The organism is Sulfurimonas sp. HSL3-7, from assembly GCF_039645985.1.
GTDB classification, from domain to species: Bacteria; Campylobacterota; Campylobacteria; order Campylobacterales; family Sulfurimonadaceae; genus Sulfonitrofixus; species Sulfonitrofixus jiaomeiensis.
In genome coordinates this window covers 1,729,900-1,745,765 of record NZ_CP147919.1, presented here as the reverse complement: position 1 = coordinate 1,745,765, position 15,866 = coordinate 1,729,900, and the positions used below count along the sequence as shown (strand labels likewise).

Genomic DNA, 15,866 nt, shown 5'->3' with positions numbered 1-15,866 from the left:
TTATTTGACAACGATAGTGGCATACATACCCGGGTAGACCGTCTCTTTTGTTTTGTTCTCAAAAGCGATCTTGATACGGAAAGAGTGGGTCATCGGATTTGAGCTTGGGATGATCGCAGAGATCTTACCGGTAGACGTAACGCCGACGGAAGGGATTGTGACATCGACGGCTGTCCCGACTTTTATACGTTTTAGATCGCTTTCTGCAATATCGGCTGTGATCTTAAGCGAATCGAGATCGGAGAGGACATAGGCAGGCATCCCCGGCATCGCCATTTCGCCGACCTTGATGTTCTTGGCAATGATTACGCCGTTGTTCGGTGCTTTAATATGAAGATATTTGTACTGGTTTTTAACCTCTTTGAGCTGTGCGTTGGCCTGTTCGACCTGTTTTTTGCTGATGGCGACCATGTCTTCCATGTTTTTTGCGGCAAGTTCAAGGTTTTCGACCTCATATTTGGAGACCATGTTCTTTTCCAAAAGACGTTTGTGGCGTGCAAGGTTAAGACGTACGTTGTTAAGCTGGTTCTGGTTCATCTGCAGCGCCAGCTGTGCTTGCGAGATGCCGAGTTGAACACGGGCGATGGAGGCATCGATCTCTTTGGAGTCGATGGAGTAGAGAAGGGTCCCCTTTTTGACGTAATCACCTTCGTTCGCCTTGACAGTAGTGACAAATCCCATAAAACGGCTTGTGATCATTTTTTCGTTATCCGAGATAACCGTACCTGAAAGGGTCAACCCCTCTGCCAGAAGTGAACCGGCCAGTGCGAGTAGTAGTGCTAGTTTTTTCATTATTGCTCTCCGTTTGCTAATTTTTCCAGGGCGAATACACGCTCATTACGTTTGTTCTTGACTTCAAGCAGGGTCAGGACCTTCTCGATCTGTTCTGACTGCTTGATGATCAGATCGTTCATCGAAGCGAGCTGTTCACGGTAACGCTCTTCATAGCTTTTATAGATCTCGGTCGAAAGCTCGAGCTCTTTACTCAGGCTTTCGATCTCATAATCAAGCGATTCTATCTCGGTCCGGATCTTGTCCACCTGCAGGGCGATCCCTTTTTTAGCCAGTTCGACCTGCGTTTTCGTTTTCAGTGCGTTGACCTTGGCTTCCTGGACTTTGTTGGCGTCCGATCCGCCGCTGAAGAGGTTCCATTTGAGCTGAACGCCTGCCGTGTATGAACCGTTATCGATCATATCATAATTATCCAGGTCGATAGCCGAAGACTGGACATCCGCTTTCAGACCGACCATAGGAAGATAACCTGAGTGGGAGACATCGACCATTCTGCGGCGGATCTGAAGACCGGTCTCCGCTTTCTTGATGTCGACATTACGATTAAGAATCTCTTCTGTGGAAAAAGCACTTGCTTTGACCTCGGATTCAGGCACCTTGATCTGCTTGACCTCACGGTTGAGCAGAAAGCTCAGATAGTGATAGAGCAGATCTTCGTTCGCTTTCATCTCATGGAGTTTGCGTTCGACGTTAGAACGTTTTGCCTGGACTTCAAGCAGATCGATGCGTTTTGCATATCCCTCTTTGATCATATAGTGGGTGGTATTCTCAAGCCTTGCAATGTTTTCATTGATGGTGGTGAGATTTTTGATCGCCTGTTCAAGAAGCCCCATATCATAGAAGGCTTTTCGTGTTTCGTAGATCTTGTCATTGACGGTTTTGTCTTTTTCGAGTCCCTGCATCTTCTCCATAAAACGGCTGATGTCGGTGTAGCCGCTGATCTTGCCGCCGGCATAGATCGGCAGGGTGTACTCGAGTTTTGTCTGATAGAAGTTGGTACTGCCGGGGTTATTGAGGTCTTCAGGTTTGACGGTTAAAATGTCCGGATTAGTCATGTCAAAGTCAGCAAACCCGAAATCTCCGAAGGTTGCCTGACGCGATGTCAGTTTGAAACCGAAGACATTGCCGGCATCATCGGAGTTGGAGGCGTTGAGGATAAGGTCAAGCGTACCCCAGTTCATAGCACTGGCCTGCGCCGTTTTTGCCTGAGTGCTCTGCAGCTCATACTGCGCTGCCTTGATATCAAGATTGTCCTCTTTTAAGATCTCTATCGCCTCATCTAAAGTGAGATCATGCTCACCAGGCAAGGCAGCCCCGTAGAGGGACAGAGTTATTGCAAGCAAGCTGCTTATCATCCTCATATTTTCTCCTTAATAAAATTGATCGTATAAAATTATATATATTATATCACGAAATTATATATGCTAAGCATAAAAATAATATCACAGTGGCGATTGAAATATGTTAAAATGAAAAACAGTATCGTCAAAAAGTGCTTTTCCTCCGCTTGAAATACAGGGTGGTTGTAAATAGGGTGTAAATAAGGTAAAATTTCAAAAAATTTATTTAGTAAAGGCTCTTACTATGGCAACAATCGGTATGGGAGATATCAAAAAAGGTGTCCGTTTAGAAATTTCAGGCGTACCGTACAAGGTCGTTGAATTTCAACATGTCAAACCGGGTAAAGGTGCTGCTTTTGTACGTTGTAAAGTCAAAAGTTTCATAAACGGTAAAGTGGTTGAAAAGACGATTCACGCAGGTGACAAGTTCGAAGTTCCGAATCTTGAATACAAAACGATGCAATATCTTTATGATGATGGTGAGATGCTGCAGTTCATGGACAATGAAACTTACGATCAGCTCGGTCTTACCTATGAGCAGTGCGAAGATGCGATGAAGTGGCTCAAAGACGGTACCAATGTCGATATTATCAACTACAACGGCAAAGCGATCTCTGTCGAAGCACCGGCCGTGATGGAGCTGGTTATCACCGATACGCCGCCGAACTTCAAAGGCGATACTTCAAGCGGTTCCAAAAAACCTGCGACACTGGAGACAGGTGCAGTCGTTCAGGTTCCTTACCATGTTCTTGAGGGCGATCTTATCCGCGTCAACACGGTTGATGGCGAGTACCTCGAAAAAGTAAAGTAAAAAGTTCCAGCTGGGTCTGCCCCCTCGGGTATCGGCGCACCTTGCACCGAAGTTCACCTCTCGACGTACCGATGTACGCCTTCGGATTCACTTCGGCACAATCTGCACCAAATCTGAAACTTTTTCAAAGTTCAGGTTGTGTGAAGATGAGCTTCGCCACCATTCACCATTCACCATTCACCATTCACCATTCAGCAAAATCCTCTGTGTTACAATAATAAAAAATGATTTGAAGGAAAAACTATGCCGAAAGTATTAGTCCCGTTAGCGGAGGGATTTGAGGAGATCGAAGCGGTCTCGCTGATCGACATTATGCGCCGCGGCGGTATCAAGGTGTTGGTGTGCGCTTTGGATGAGAACATGGATGTTACCGGGGCCAACGGGATTACGCTCAAAGCGGAAGGATCGGTAGCGGGTATAGGCGCTGATGATATCGATATGGTCGTACTGCCCGGCGGTTGGGGTGGCACGAACCGTTTGGCAGAAGATGCGAATGTGCAGAACCTTCTAAAAGCAATGGATGCAAAAGGCAAACAGATCGGTGCGATGTGTGCTGCACCTTTTGCTTTGAATGCGGCGGGGGTTCTGAAAGGGAACTACACCTGTTATCCGTCGGTCGAGAATGAGATCCGAAAAGAGGGATATCAAGGAGACAGATATCAGGTGGTCGAAGATGCCAACGTGATGACCTCGCGCGGGCCGGGAACAGCGATATGTTTCGGCCTGGCCATCGTAAAAAAACTGATGGGTGAAGAGAAATACAATGCTGTCAGGGAAGGGACCCTCTCGACCTATTGCGATACAATCGCATAGGTCTTTTTGCGAACGGCCTGCATCTCCATGAACCGGACATTTCAGCTGATGATACGTCTGTAAGGGCCAATCAAAAAAAATTATATAGAGTATTATTTTGTCGATAAACCAAAACCGTTACGAATCCGGGGCAAAAAGCTATGGCTCTTTTGCAAAAAAATCGCCAGGTTGCCTGCATAAAGCGTGTATTGCAAACTTCCGTTTTAGCGAAGCTGCTTTGCTGTCTAATATATAAACAATCAAGGATTAAGTATGAAAAAAAGTTATCTTGTTATGGCTGCTGCGCTATTTTTACTGAGCGGCTGCAGTAAAGTGACCAAAGAAAATTACGATAAAATCAAAGTCGGCATGTCATACGATGAAGTTGTTGCACTGATAGGAAAACCCGAAGGCTGCGATGAGATCTTCGGCGTCACCAGCTGCGAATGGAAAAGCGGCAAGGCGGAAGTCAAGGCAAAGTTCATCTCCGATCAAGTGACATACACAACCGCAAGCGGCCTTAAATAGAACCTATTTGATCCGTCTGCCGGAAAGCGTGCCAACTTGTTGCAGAGATAACGGCCAATCTATTCCTTAAACGCGGAGCGGTCGTTTACGACGAACTCTGAAAAGGCAAGGCTGCCGTCTTGGTTTGAATCCATTTGTCTGAAACGCACCTTCTCGGCAGTGACCATCTCTTCACGGGTGATCAGCCCGTCGGCATCACTGTCGCTGTCTCTGAAGACGGCTTGCGCCAGATCCGGCAAAAACATGTAAAAGCGCGTCTTGTAGAGCTCCTCTTTCGTAATCGTCTCCCCACCGTCGGGGTTCATCTTGTCAAACCGTTCGTCGATAAAGGCCCTGTATTCATTACGCGTAATAATGCCGTCTTCGTTGCTGTCAAATTTGTTAAAGAGATAGCTGTGCATCTGTTCGTCACTGAAATGCGGTTTGAACAGACTGCAGCCGGAGAGGAGATAGCCAAAGAGCAAGAGTACGGCAAAATGTTTGATGCCCATCATGGTCCCTTTTTAGGTGAAGTATATCCAAAGAGAAAGAACAGCTCTTTCAAGCTGTTGCTTTGCGGGCTGCTTTACGAAGCGGTCTCTTTACGAACAATGTGGACGGCTTCGACCATGTTTTTAAGGCTCGGTCTGACCTCCTCCCATTTCCGTGTCTTAAGGCCGCAGTCCGGATTGATCCAGAGCTGTTGCTGCGGTAACACCTCCTGCAGGGCTTTGATCTGTCCGACCATCTCGTCGACTGTCGGGATACGCGGCGAGTGGATGTCGTAGATACCGGGACCCACCTCCTGCCTGTAGCCGGTCTCTTTGAAGATGCGTAGCAGACGGTTGCCGCTGCGCGCTGTTTCGATGGTGATGACATCGGCCCCCATCGCTTCGATCGTCGGCATAATGTCGTTAAAATTGCTGTAACACATGTGGGTATGGATCTGCGTGGCGGCATCGGCCGATGCGACGGAAATCTTAAAGCTCTCAAGTGCCCACTTTTCGTAGGCACTTATCTGCTCTTTGCGCAGCGGATACCCCTCTTTGAAGGCGGCTTCATCGATCTGGATGATCTTGATACCGCCGTTTTGTAGATCGTCGACCTCGTCACTGATAGCAACCGCGATCTGTTTTGCCACTTCGGAGCGCGGTTTGTCATCGCGTACAAAGGACCAGTTAAGGATCGTCACCGGACCCGTCAACATCCCTTTCATATGTTTGTGTGTCTTGGATTGCGCATATTGCGACCAATAGAGCGTCATCGCTTTCGGACGGCTGACATCACCGAAGATCAGGGGCGGTTTGACACAGCGGCTGCCGTAGCTCTGCACCCAGCCGTTTTGGGAGAAGGCAAAACCTTCGAGCATTTCGCCGAAATACTCGACCATATCATTGCGTTCCGGCTCGCCGTGGACCAGGACGTCCAGTCCGACGGACTCCTGGAATGCGACACATTCATCAATGTACTGTTTCATCACGGACTCGTAGGAAGACCGGTCAATGGCCCCGTTTTTGAACTCCCGACGTGCTTGACGGAGTTCTGTCGTCTGCGGGAAAGAACCGATGGTGGTCGTTGCAAGATCGGCGTAGCCGAGCTCTTCGCGCTGAATCTTGATACGCTGTTCATAAGGGGTGGCGCGTTCAACGGCAACAGCGCCCGCAATGCGCTTTTGAACTTTCTCGTCATGAATGGTTTTGGAGTGCTGTCGGCTGATATTGGCACGTCTGTTCTCTTCCAACGCCGCCTCTTCTTCCGCTGTGAGCCTGCCGTTAAAGAAGAGCTTGGTCAGAAGGTTGATCTCGTCCAGTTTTTCGAGCGCGAAAGCGAGCCAGGATTTGACTTCATTCTCCAGCTTCTCTTCATACCTGAGCGTGTACGGAGTGTGAAGAAGGGAACAGGAAGTTGCGATAGTAATCTTCTCCCTGTCGATATGCGTTGCTATCGTTTCCAACAGCTGTTTCGTCTTTTCGATGTCGTTGCGCCAGACGTTGCGGCCGTCGATAACGCCGGCGAACAGCTGCTTGCCGCTAAGTGCAATAGTGTCAAGCGACTCAAGGCTTTTCTTACCGTAAAGAAGGTCAAGTCCGATCCCGTAAACAGGGGTGTGTACAAGGACATTGGTCGCTTCGACGGAGTGGTTAAAATAGGTGGTTACGATCAGTTTTATTTTGTCTGATACCTTGGCCAGTTTTTCATAGGCGATCTTCAGCAGTGAAAGCATTTCAGCGTCGACATCGGTAGCAAAGATCGGTTCGTCGATCTGAACATACTCGGCACCGTTCTGGGCAAGAGTGCTCAGCAGCTCTGCATAGAGCACCAGCAGGTTGTCAAAATGCTCCAGCGTATCGGTACCGTTGTCGTCTTTGGCCAGCGCGAGGTAGGTAAGCGGTCCGATAAGGTTGACCTTCGGCGAAATACATGCTTCACGGGCTTCGTGTAATTCGCCCACTACTTTTTCGGTATTGAGGGTAAAGGGCATCTGACTGTTGAGCTCGGGAACGATATAGTGGTAGTTGGTGTTGAACCATTTGGTCATCTGCATTGCCGTGTGCTCTTTGTCGCCGCGTGCCATGGCAAAATAGAGATCGGTCGGATCACTGATATCACGAAAACGGGAGGGGATCGCTCCGAGCATAACGGTCGTATCCAACATCAGGTCATAGTAGGAGAAGTCGTTACAGCTGATCAGCTCTATTCCCGCCTCTTTTTGATAGTTCCAGTGACGCTGTTTCAGCTCTTTGGCAATTTTTTCGACGTCCGAGAAGTCACATTTTTGACTCCAATAGTTCTCAAGTGCAAACTTGAGTTCACGTTTTTCTCCGATTCTCGGAAATCCTAGTACGCTGTTTTTTGGCATGGGTATATCCTTTATACATTATGAAAACATTGAACATTCAATGCTATTGTCGGTCCGAAGACAAATAAAAATGGGGTATTACTAGAAAGAGAAGGACAGGGGAGGATGGGTTCCGGTTCGACGGTGGCTGTAAAAAAGGCAGTGACAGGCTTGGGTAGATAGAAGTTTTACAAAAAGGAGTATACGGCGTGTGAGACGGTTAAAGTAACAGTTGCAATGGCAGGGTTTGTCGTTGAAAAGACAAGAGAGGGCGGAGAGCTCCTCATCAGGCGGATCTTCTTCGATAGAGACGTTATCGTCAAACAGCATCGCCTGGTGGGCGCTTGCTCGGGTGATCTGCGAGTGCAGTGTCGGGGCCACGGCGTGTGCGAGGATGGAACTGAGCGTAAAGTAACGTTTCCCAAAGCCTTTTGGACGCATGCCGACACCTTTCATATTTTGGCGTGATTATAACACAAGAACCCCTTCAGTAGCAGCATTTTCCGACTGATATAGCAAACAATACGTTCAGGGGGTCCGGTTTTTATAGACGATCAGGATAAGCAGGAAAAAGGTCAGGACTAGGACGAGATAGGGGTCGATATAGATAAGTCCTATAAACAGGGCATAGACCAATCCCAACAGCAATGCAAGAAATGTAAAAAGTACAAGTGCACTTAGAAGGACGACGATGTTGCCGTGCTGCAGCTTTTTCTGCTCTATCCACTCTAGAATTTTTTTCATAATCTATATTCTAGCACAGCGGCTGTACACATATTAAAAATTCAGCAACCTGCTTAAAAAGTTTAAGGTTTAGAAAAAGAGGTGATCATGTTGAAGGATCGGACTTTAATCCAAAAGTCGAATCTGCCGTTTATTCGCTTTGGGCTGCTTTTTCGGCATGGTGCTGTTTTGTACATTGCGCATAAAGAGCGGCACTTTTCGCCCCTTGTTTTTGGTGATGTCGAGCAACATGGTCGTGATGACGTCGGTCTTATCGAGCCCTTTTATTTTTGTCAGGAAGTCGAAGATGTGTTGGGTCAGGCGATCAAGCGAGATTTTCCAGGTAGATTGGGTTTCACCGAAAAGCCAGGTGGAAAAGTCACGAAAACCTTCATAAACACCTGTTCCTTTAAAAAGAAGGTCGACGGTATTGGTGAAATTGCCGCTGTTGTAGACCAGGTCCCAAAAACGGGCAAACCGCTTCATCTGCTGGATCTCGGCAAAGCTGATCAGGTCGTTTTGCAAAATGTCGTAGGGCGGTACGTCGGAGTAGATCATACCGAACTCCCTGTCATGGCGAGACATGGTGGTACCAGAGAGGTGTTTCAGTATGCCGATCTGAATCTCGCAGGAGGTGATTGAAGAGAGCTCGTTGAGGTTGCGTCCGAATCCCTCGAGCGTCTCTCCCGGAAGGCCGACGATCAGGTCGACATGCATATGGGCCTTGGTCTCGTTCTCGAGAAAAGAGAGGTTCTCTTTGATCTTCTCGAGCCGGAGCGGGCGGTTGATGTTCTCGGCGATTTTTGGATCGAGGGTCTGGATTCCCACCTCAAGCTGCAGTGCCCCGGCAGGGAACTGTGCGATGCGCGCTTTGAGCGAGTCGGGGAAATGGTCGGGTATCACCTCGAAGTGGACGAAGTAGGGTGGCTCCTTGGCCAGGAAAAAGTCCAGAATGGCGTTGGCGAACTTCATATTGAGGTTGAAGGTGCGGTCGATGAATTTGAAGTTGCGTGCCCCGCGCTGCCAGAGCTTCTCGAACTCTGTCAAGAGCACATCGATATCGAAGTTACGCACCTTTTCGTCGATAGCCGAGAGGCAGAACTCGCAGAGAAAAGGGCAGCCCCTCGAGGCCTCGACATAGATGTAGCGGTTGGCGACGTCGCTGTCGGTGTAGTAGTCGTAGGGGAGGGCAATCTCTTTGAGGTTGGCCATGACAGGAGAAATGATCCGCTCTTGCGGGGCGGTGCCGTCAAAGATCTGACGGCAGAGTCGGTAGAAGGCGACATCCCCTTCGCCTTGGACGATGTAGTCGGCTTTGGAGAAGTCGACACGGTGGGGGATGTGGGCCGCCTCCGGTCCGCCCAGGACGATGCGGCTCTGCGGTGCGATCTTTTTGAGTATCTCGATGAGCTGGTGCACTTCGGTGGCGTTCCAGATATAGACGGAGATGCCGATGATCTCGGGCTGATGGGCCAGGATGCGCTCGGCGATGCTCTGGACGTTCTCGTTGATGGTGAACTCTTCGATTAGGGTGTCACTTTGGAGCTCCTGCATATTGGCATAGAGATAGCGCAGGGCTATCGCGGTATGGCTATAGCGGGAGTTAAGTGTGGTGAGAAGGATCTTTTTCATCTGGGGTCTCCCGTGGTGGAGAAGGGCACTACTGCGCTTCTTTGTAGCGGGTCAGCTTCTTTTTGTAGAGGTAGCTGGCACTCTGGTAGTAGGTGATGGTGTCGTTGATATCGGCTTCATTCTCTTCGAGCTCTTTGTATTTGACCCCCTTGAGTTTGAGCTCTTCGACTTCAAGCGATTTGACACTCTCATCGGGCGAGAGGACGGTGAGACGGTTGTCACGGTAGAAACCGAGTTTCTGGTAGTTGCCCACAAAGGCCTGCTCTATGAAGTCATCGGCGAGGATGTTGTTACCGTAGAACTTGCCCTCGTAATCCCAGTTCATCAGCGACATCACGGTCGGCATCAGGTCGATCTGGGATGAGAGCTTCGAGACGGTCTGCGCTACGATGATCTTCGGTGCATAGACAAAGGCCGGGATGAGGTAGCGGTGAAGCGGCACATCCACCTCGCCGGAGCTTCCGCCGTTATGGTCGGCAACGATGACAAAGAGGGTGTTGTCGAACCACGGCTTCTCTGCCGCCTCTTCGAGCAGTTTCTTGATCGCGTGATCGCTGTAGTTGACACCGGCGTCGCGACCTTTGAATTCGGTCTGTGTCATATAGGTCTGCGGAAAAGTATAGGGACGGTGGTTGGACGTGGTCATGACAAAACTGAAGAAGGGTTTGTTCTGCGCGAATGATTTGTCGGCCTCTTTAATCGCTTTGTCGAAGAGGTTCTCATCACAGACGCCCCAAACATTTGCAAAGGTAATCTCCTCTTTCGTAAAGTCATTGCGGTCAACGATGTTGAAACCGTTATGCGAAAAGAAGTCGTTCATGTTGTCAAAATAGCCGTGGCCGCCGTAGATGAACTTGTTGTCATACCCCTTCTCTTTGAAGACAAAACCGACAGAAGAGAGGTCGTGGTTGTCAGGACGTTTAACGATGCTGCGGCCCGGGGTAGGCGGGATAGAGAGGGTGACAGCCTCCATACCCCGGACCGTACGGGTTCCTGTCGCATAGAGATTGTTGAAAAAGAGGGACTCTTTGATGGTTCTGTCCATTTCCGGGGTGAGGTTTTTCGTGTTGCCGTAGGTCCCCATATAGGCGGCGCTCATGCTCTCGATCATGATCAGCATGACGTTGTAGCGTTTCTCCCCGCCCTGCGTTGTATAGTGGCGGGTGATATCGTTAAGATTATCATTGAGAAATTGCGCATCCCGGCGGGTCTGCATACGGTGAAGGCTGCTTAAGACCTTGTTGATATCGTTTGTGCGGTAGAATTCGTCATAATCAAGCGTATTGTTGCGAAAAGCGGAAAAGAGGGAGTAGAGCCCGTTTTTGGAAAGTTCCGCATTGAACTTGTTGCTGAAGGCCGCCGTAAGGCTCTGCTTTGTCAAAAGATTGAAAAATATCAAAGGCAGCAGGAGCAGAACAACGCCCACTTTCAGACGTGACATAAACCCTTTTTCATCCTTGAACGTACTGTGCAGCGCATGGGTCTTTTTGATGTAAAAGACAAAGAGTGAGATCGTAAGAAAGAGAACGACCGCTAAAAGGAGCGGTACGGGGTAGGACTCCAGAATATTGTTGATCACCTCGTTGGTATAGACCAGATAGTCGACCGCGATAAAGTTGAAGCGCTTTCCGAACTCGTCCCAAAAGAACCACTCGCTGAAGGCGTTAAAGACGACCGAGTAGACAAAGCCGAAAAAGATGATGAGTGAGATGATATGGTGGGCTCTGGAGTTGAAGATCTTGTTCGGTACCAGGATGAGGTAGACGACAAAAGGGATGACGTAATACGATGCGGCGACAAAGTCGTAAAAGAGGCCGATGCCGTAGACTTTGAGCATTTCGATAACAGAGAGGCTGACATGGTCAAATGAGTAGCTCAGCAGTACCGTACGCGAGATAAAAGAAATGAAGATAAAGGTTGCAATAAAGAGAAAGACAAGGTTAAAACGATTTGATTTTGTTAAGTACAAATGATGTCCTGGCTGTGTGGAATTTAACCGCGATTATACCTTATCAAAGTAAAAATCCGGTGTCTTGTGCCGTGCTTGCAGACAAATTGACGCATCAAAACACAGCCAGTTTTAACCTCTAAAGACTATAATATCTTTCACTAAACTACTACTATTTTTGACAGGAATACTATGAGCGTACAGCCTTTTACCCACCTTCACCTGCATACCGAATACTCCCTTCTTGACGGCGCCAACAAGATATCCAACCTTGTTGAGCGTGTTAAAGCATTGGGAATGACTTCGGTGGCCATGACCGACCACGGCAACATGTTCGGTGCCATCGATTTTTACAAGCAGATGAAAGCGGCGGGCATCAAACCGATCATCGGGATGGAAGGCTACATCCACAACGGCGAGATGATCGACGACAGAAGTACAAAACAGCGTTTCCATATCTGCCTCTACGCCAAGAACCAGAAAGGGTACGAAAACCTGATGTATCTCAGCTCCAAAGCCTACATCGACGGCTTCTACTACTTCCCGCGTATCAACAAGAAAGAGCTCCGCGAGCATAGCGAGGGGCTCATCTGCTCTTCTGCCTGTCTGCAGGGCGAGGTCAACTGGCATCTCAACCTCCAGAACCAGCGTAATGTCCGTAACGGGGCAGAGGGGTACGAGGGGGCAAAACGTGTCGCGCTGGAGTATAAAGAGATCTTCGGCGACGACTTCTACCTTGAACTGATGCGCCACGGCATCGGCGACCAGCTCTATATCGACGAGCAGGTGCTAAGACTCAGCCGGGAGACGGGGATCAAGATTGTCGCCACCAACGACACCCACTACACCTTTCCCGACGATGCACAGTACCATGAGGCCTTTATGTGTATCGGGATGAATAAACTCTATGACGATCCCAACCGTATGCGCCACTCGGTGCACGAGTTCTATCTCAAATCGCCCGAACAGATGGCCCGCCTCTTCGCCGATATCCCCGAAGCGCTGGAGAATACCCAGGAGATCGTCGAGAAGTGCCAGCTTGAGCTGAAACTCGGTGACCCGACACCGCCGAACTTCAAGTTCACCCCTGAATATGCTGCGCGCGAGAACCTTGATATCAACTATGAGGACGATGCACCGCTGAGTGAAGACGCCGACAAGGAGGCGAAAAAGAAATGGCTGAGTGCTGCCGACAAGAACGACGCCGAGTACTTTATCCACCGCTGCAAGGTCGGGCTTGAAAACCGTCTTCAACATGTCCCGCAGGAACGCCATGACGAGTACCGGGAACGTCTTGAATTTGAGATGGATGTTATCAACTCCATGAAGTTCCCGGGTTATATGCTGATCGTCTGGGATTTCGTCAAAGAGGCGAAGAATATGGGCGTGGCCGTCGGACCGGGACGGGGTTCCGCCGCCGGTTCGCTGGTTGCGTTTGCCCTTGATATCACCGATATCGACCCGATGAAATACGACCTGCTTTTTGAGCGTTTTCTCAACCCGGAGCGGGTATCGATGCCCGATATTGATATGGACTTTATGCAGGCCCGCCGCGGCGAGGTGATCGACTATGTCGTCGAGAAGTACGGACGTAACCAGGTCGCGCAGATCATCACCTTCGGTTCCCTGCTGGCCAAAGGGGTCATCCGCGACGTATCGCGCGTCCTCGACGTGCCGCTTTCGCAGGCCGACAAGATGGCGAAACTGATCCCGGACGAACTGGGCATCACCCTCAACGGCAAGGGCAAACCCGGCAGCGAGGGCTTCAAAGACGGGGCTTTCCAGAAGGAGCCGAAGATCCGGGAACTGATCGAGACCGACCCGCAGGCTGCACGCGTCTGGGAATTCTCCAAAAAACTCGAAGGGCTAAAGCGCAATGCGGGGATGCACGCTGCCGGTGTCGTTATCTCCAACCGGGAGCTCTGGTACAAGACCCCGATCTACAAGCCTTCGGGCGAAACGACCTTTGTCACGCAGTATTCGCTCAACTATCTTGAAGATGTCGATCTCATCAAGTTCGACTTCCTGGGTCTGAAGACCCTTGATGTTATCGATGCGGCGATCAAGCTGGTCAAAACCCGTTATGACCGGGATATCAACTGGCATGAGATCGATGAAAACGATGCCGAGGTATACAGGGTGATCCAGACGGGTGAGACGGTCGGGATGTTCCAGATAGAGAGTTCGGGAATGCAGGATCTGAACAAACGGCTCAAACCTTCAACCTTCGAAGACCTGATCGCGGTCCTGGCACTCTACCGTCCGGGTCCGATGGAGTCGGGGATGCTCGATGATTTCATCGAGCGTAAGCACGGGCGCCAGGAGATCGTCTATGTCTTTGATGCCCTCGAAGAGATACTGAAGCCGACCTACGGGGTCATCGTCTACCAGGAACAGGTCATGCAGATCGTTCAGACCATCGGGGGCTTCAGCCTCGGCGGTGCGGACATCGTCCGCCGCGCGATGGGTAAGAAGAAGGTCGAGGAGATGCTCAAGTACAACAAATTGTTCTCCGAAGGGGCGCAAAAACAAGGGCTCGACTATAAGACCGCTTCGGAGCTTTTTGACCTGATCGAAAAGTTCGCCGGTTACGGTTTCAACAAATCGCACTCGGCGGCCTATGCGATGGTCACCTTTCAGACGGCGTGGCTGAAGACCTACTATCCGCAGGAGTTCATGGCGGCACTGCTCACCTCGGAGAAGGACAATACGGACAAGATTGTCAAGTATATCGATGAGGTCAAGCGCATGGGTATCGAACTCTCGCCTCCCGATATCAACCATTCGCAGCTGGAGTTCTCGGCGATCGAGAAAGACGGTCAGGATGTCATCCTTTTCGGGCTCGGCGCGATCAAAGGCGTCGGAGAAGCGGCCGTCCAGTCCATTCTGGAGGTTCGTGAGAACGGCGAGTTCAGTTCAATGCAGGACTTTGTCAACCGCATCGAGCCGCAGAAGGTCAACAAGAGGGTGCTCGAGTCGATTACGAAATCGGGCGGTTTTGATGCTTTCGGACTCTCCCGCCGTGCGATCCTTGGGCAGATGGACCTGATTATCCAGACAGCGAAAGATGCTTCACAGGCGAAGAAAAATGCAATCGGCAGTCTCTTCGGTGATGATGAGGAGATCTCTACCGTTGAGCTTACCCTGAAAGACGAGGCGGAGTTCGGGCTCAAAGAGATACTGGATTTTGAGAAAGATACGCTGGGCTTTTACGTTTCGGGCCACCCGCTCGATGATTTCCGCGAGCGCATCGATGCACTTACATACACGCTCTCTTCCGATATCGACAACATCACCGACGGTTCGACGGCGATCTTTATCGGGAAAGTCGAAGAGATCACCAAGAAGATCTCCAAGAAGGGCAACCAGTTCGGTATCGTCAACCTGATGGACTTTCACGGCAATATCGAGATGATGCTCTTCAGTGATAAACTCGATCAGCTCGAAGGGATGAATCTGAATGACCCGGTTGCATTTAAAGTCAAAGTGACCCATACTGAGCAGTTTACCCGCATGAGTGTTTTGAAGATTTTTACCCTGGACGAAGTCAAAAAAGAGGCAAAAAAGGTGGTGACAAAGATCGTTGAGAAGCCGCCTGAAATGTTGAAACTTCGCCTGCGTATGGACAAGAGCACGGAATTGCTCGAAGAGCTTTACCGTCTGGTCCGGCGTTATCCGGGCAACCGCCCGCTTCAGCTCAACATTGTCTCAAAATTGCAGAATGTTGTGATCGATTCTGCGATAAGGGTGGACAGCAAAGTACTCGACGAACTGGCACATTTCGAAGCAGTGGATGTGGCGTAAAGTATAAATCAATGTATCGTTGACAGGATAAAATTTTCGCTTTTTAAACCTTGTTTACAAAAAGGTAACATTTACATAAGCTTTGGCAGTCTTTGTATCGCTCGATGTGCAAAAAACTTGAGTATGCTTCATCGTGTAGTCTATTTGCATGATTTCCATCAACTTAGATGATTCACTAGGAACGTGTGTTGGGTATACCGAAAAGTTAGAAAATACCGTTTCTATTCCCTTTCCTCAATCGTCCCGGATCAGTCTGGGCAGAGATTTCCTGGAGAATTCATTTTTTTCAGCACGATTTTTTTGACGGACAGGAATTCTTCCTCATTTTTCGGTTGGTAGTAGGCGATGTAGCTGACGTATGTCAGCAATGCATGCTTTAAGCCTGTATATGACCGGAAAATTACCTGTACAAGCAGTTCTTTCAGTGCGTCGTTTATCGTTGCAAGGGTATTGTATAAGAAAAAGAATGCGGTGCGGGATACTTATGCATGTTCGGAGGGCAAACGACACTGAGAGAATTTTGAATTGAACTCAATCTGAACCGACACGATATTGTTGAGGTTATGATTAGTCAGTACTATATGGCACATAATTATGAGATAAGCCTTCAGTAGGAGTTTAAATACTTTAAAGATGGCCGTGTTATTCTCACCGAAGAGAAAAGTGTGCTTGAATTTT

The 15,866-nt window shown here is 49.3% G+C and carries 13 protein-coding genes; 5 read left to right on the top strand and 8 right to left on the bottom strand.

Annotation, left to right across the window (positions count from 1 at the left end; translation table 11 throughout):
* Together WCY20_RS08735 and WCY20_RS08730 are read right to left on the bottom strand one after the other, a co-directional pair.
* Positions 1-792: an efflux RND transporter periplasmic adaptor subunit gene (locus WCY20_RS08735; protein ID WP_345974415.1), complete on the bottom strand. Its 792-nt coding sequence runs from the start codon at positions 790-792 to the stop codon at positions 1-3.
* Entirely contained in the window at positions 792-2,153 is a 1,362-nt protein-coding gene (locus WCY20_RS08730) for a TolC family protein (RefSeq protein WP_345974413.1), read from the bottom strand. The genes WCY20_RS08735 and WCY20_RS08730 overlap by 1 nt, the downstream gene beginning before the upstream one ends.
* Positions 2,154-2,376: 223 nt before the next feature.
* On the opposite strand from WCY20_RS08730, the gene efp reads away from it, so the two are divergent.
* The 4 genes from efp to WCY20_RS08710 all read left to right on the top strand — a co-directional run bounded on the left by efp (position 2,377) and on the right by WCY20_RS08710 (position 4,263).
* Positions 2,377-2,943: an elongation factor P gene (gene efp / locus WCY20_RS08725; protein ID WP_345974412.1), complete on the top strand. Its 567-nt coding sequence runs from the start codon at positions 2,377-2,379 to the stop codon at positions 2,941-2,943.
* A 41-nt stretch (positions 2,944-2,984) separates the two neighbouring features.
* Complete coding sequence (locus WCY20_RS08720; protein ID WP_345974410.1) at positions 2,985-3,161, top strand: hypothetical protein; 177 nt, start codon at positions 2,985-2,987, stop codon at positions 3,159-3,161.
* A gap of 25 nt (positions 3,162-3,186) precedes the next feature.
* A complete protein-coding gene (locus WCY20_RS08715) occupies positions 3,187-3,756 on the top strand; it encodes a DJ-1 family glyoxalase III (protein ID WP_345974408.1) in 570 nt (189 codons plus the stop codon).
* Positions 3,757-4,008: 252 nt separating this feature from the next.
* On the top strand, positions 4,009-4,263 hold the full coding sequence (locus WCY20_RS08710) for a DUF3862 domain-containing protein (protein WP_345974406.1): 255 nt from the start codon (positions 4,009-4,011) through the stop codon (positions 4,261-4,263).
* A gap of 59 nt (positions 4,264-4,322) precedes the next feature.
* On the opposite strand, the gene WCY20_RS08705 is transcribed toward WCY20_RS08710, so the two are convergent.
* From WCY20_RS08705 to WCY20_RS08680, 6 genes are all read right to left on the bottom strand, one after another.
* On the bottom strand, positions 4,323-4,757 hold the full coding sequence (locus WCY20_RS08705; protein WP_345974405.1) for a hypothetical protein: 435 nt from the start codon (positions 4,755-4,757) through the stop codon (positions 4,323-4,325).
* 71 nt (positions 4,758-4,828) lie between these two features.
* The gene (gene metE / locus WCY20_RS08700; protein WP_345974403.1) at positions 4,829-7,102 is read right to left on the bottom strand and encodes a 5-methyltetrahydropteroyltriglutamate--homocysteine S-methyltransferase; all 2,274 of its coding nucleotides are present in this window, start codon (positions 7,100-7,102) and stop codon (positions 4,829-4,831) included.
* An 81-nt stretch (positions 7,103-7,183) separates the two neighbouring features.
* A complete protein-coding gene (locus tag WCY20_RS08695; protein WP_345974402.1) occupies positions 7,184-7,522 on the bottom strand; it encodes a hypothetical protein in 339 nt (112 codons plus the stop codon).
* 87 nt (positions 7,523-7,609) lie between these two features.
* The gene (locus WCY20_RS08690) at positions 7,610-7,825 is read right to left on the bottom strand and encodes a hypothetical protein (protein WP_345974400.1); all 216 of its coding nucleotides are present in this window, start codon (positions 7,823-7,825) and stop codon (positions 7,610-7,612) included.
* Between the two features lie 105 nt (positions 7,826-7,930).
* Complete coding sequence (locus tag WCY20_RS08685; RefSeq protein ID WP_345974398.1) at positions 7,931-9,436, bottom strand: DUF4080 domain-containing protein; 1,506 nt, start codon at positions 9,434-9,436, stop codon at positions 7,931-7,933.
* 28 nt (positions 9,437-9,464) lie between these two features.
* Positions 9,465-11,405 (bottom strand): LTA synthase family protein, encoded by a 1,941-nt coding sequence (locus WCY20_RS08680; RefSeq protein WP_345974396.1) that lies wholly within the window; start codon positions 11,403-11,405, stop codon positions 9,465-9,467.
* 171 nt (positions 11,406-11,576) lie between these two features.
* Between WCY20_RS08680 and dnaE the strand changes: the two genes are divergently transcribed.
* Positions 11,577-15,188, top strand: coding sequence for a DNA polymerase III subunit alpha (gene dnaE / locus WCY20_RS08675; protein ID WP_345974394.1), 3,612 nt, complete (start codon positions 11,577-11,579; stop codon positions 15,186-15,188).
* The last annotated feature ends 678 nt before the right edge of the window (positions 15,189-15,866 follow it).

Bases quoted from the DNA above. Each gene is read 5' to 3' on its own strand.
- WCY20_RS08710 (WP_345974406.1), top strand. From the start codon at position 4,009: ATGAAAAAAAGTTATCTTGTTATGGCTGCTGCGCTATTTTTACTGAGC.
- efp (WP_345974412.1), top strand. From the start codon at position 2,377: ATGGCAACAATCGGTATGGGAGATATCAAAAAAGGTGTCCGTTTAGAA.
- WCY20_RS08735 (WP_345974415.1), bottom strand. From the start codon at position 792: ATGAAAAAACTAGCACTACTACTCGCACTGGCCGGTTCACTTCTGGCA.
- metE (WP_345974403.1), bottom strand. From the start codon at position 7,102: ATGCCAAAAAACAGCGTACTAGGATTTCCGAGAATCGGAGAAAAACGT.
- WCY20_RS08690 (WP_345974400.1), bottom strand. From the start codon at position 7,825: ATGAAAAAAATTCTAGAGTGGATAGAGCAGAAAAAGCTGCAGCACGGC.
- WCY20_RS08695 (WP_345974402.1), bottom strand. From the start codon at position 7,522: ATGCGTCCAAAAGGCTTTGGGAAACGTTACTTTACGCTCAGTTCCATC.
- dnaE (WP_345974394.1), top strand. From the start codon at position 11,577: ATGAGCGTACAGCCTTTTACCCACCTTCACCTGCATACCGAATACTCC.
- WCY20_RS08685 (WP_345974398.1), bottom strand. From the start codon at position 9,436: ATGAAAAAGATCCTTCTCACCACACTTAACTCCCGCTATAGCCATACC.
- WCY20_RS08715 (WP_345974408.1), top strand. From the start codon at position 3,187: ATGCCGAAAGTATTAGTCCCGTTAGCGGAGGGATTTGAGGAGATCGAA.
- WCY20_RS08705 (WP_345974405.1), bottom strand. From the start codon at position 4,757: ATGATGGGCATCAAACATTTTGCCGTACTCTTGCTCTTTGGCTATCTC.
- WCY20_RS08730 (WP_345974413.1), bottom strand. From the start codon at position 2,153: ATGAGGATGATAAGCAGCTTGCTTGCAATAACTCTGTCCCTCTACGGG.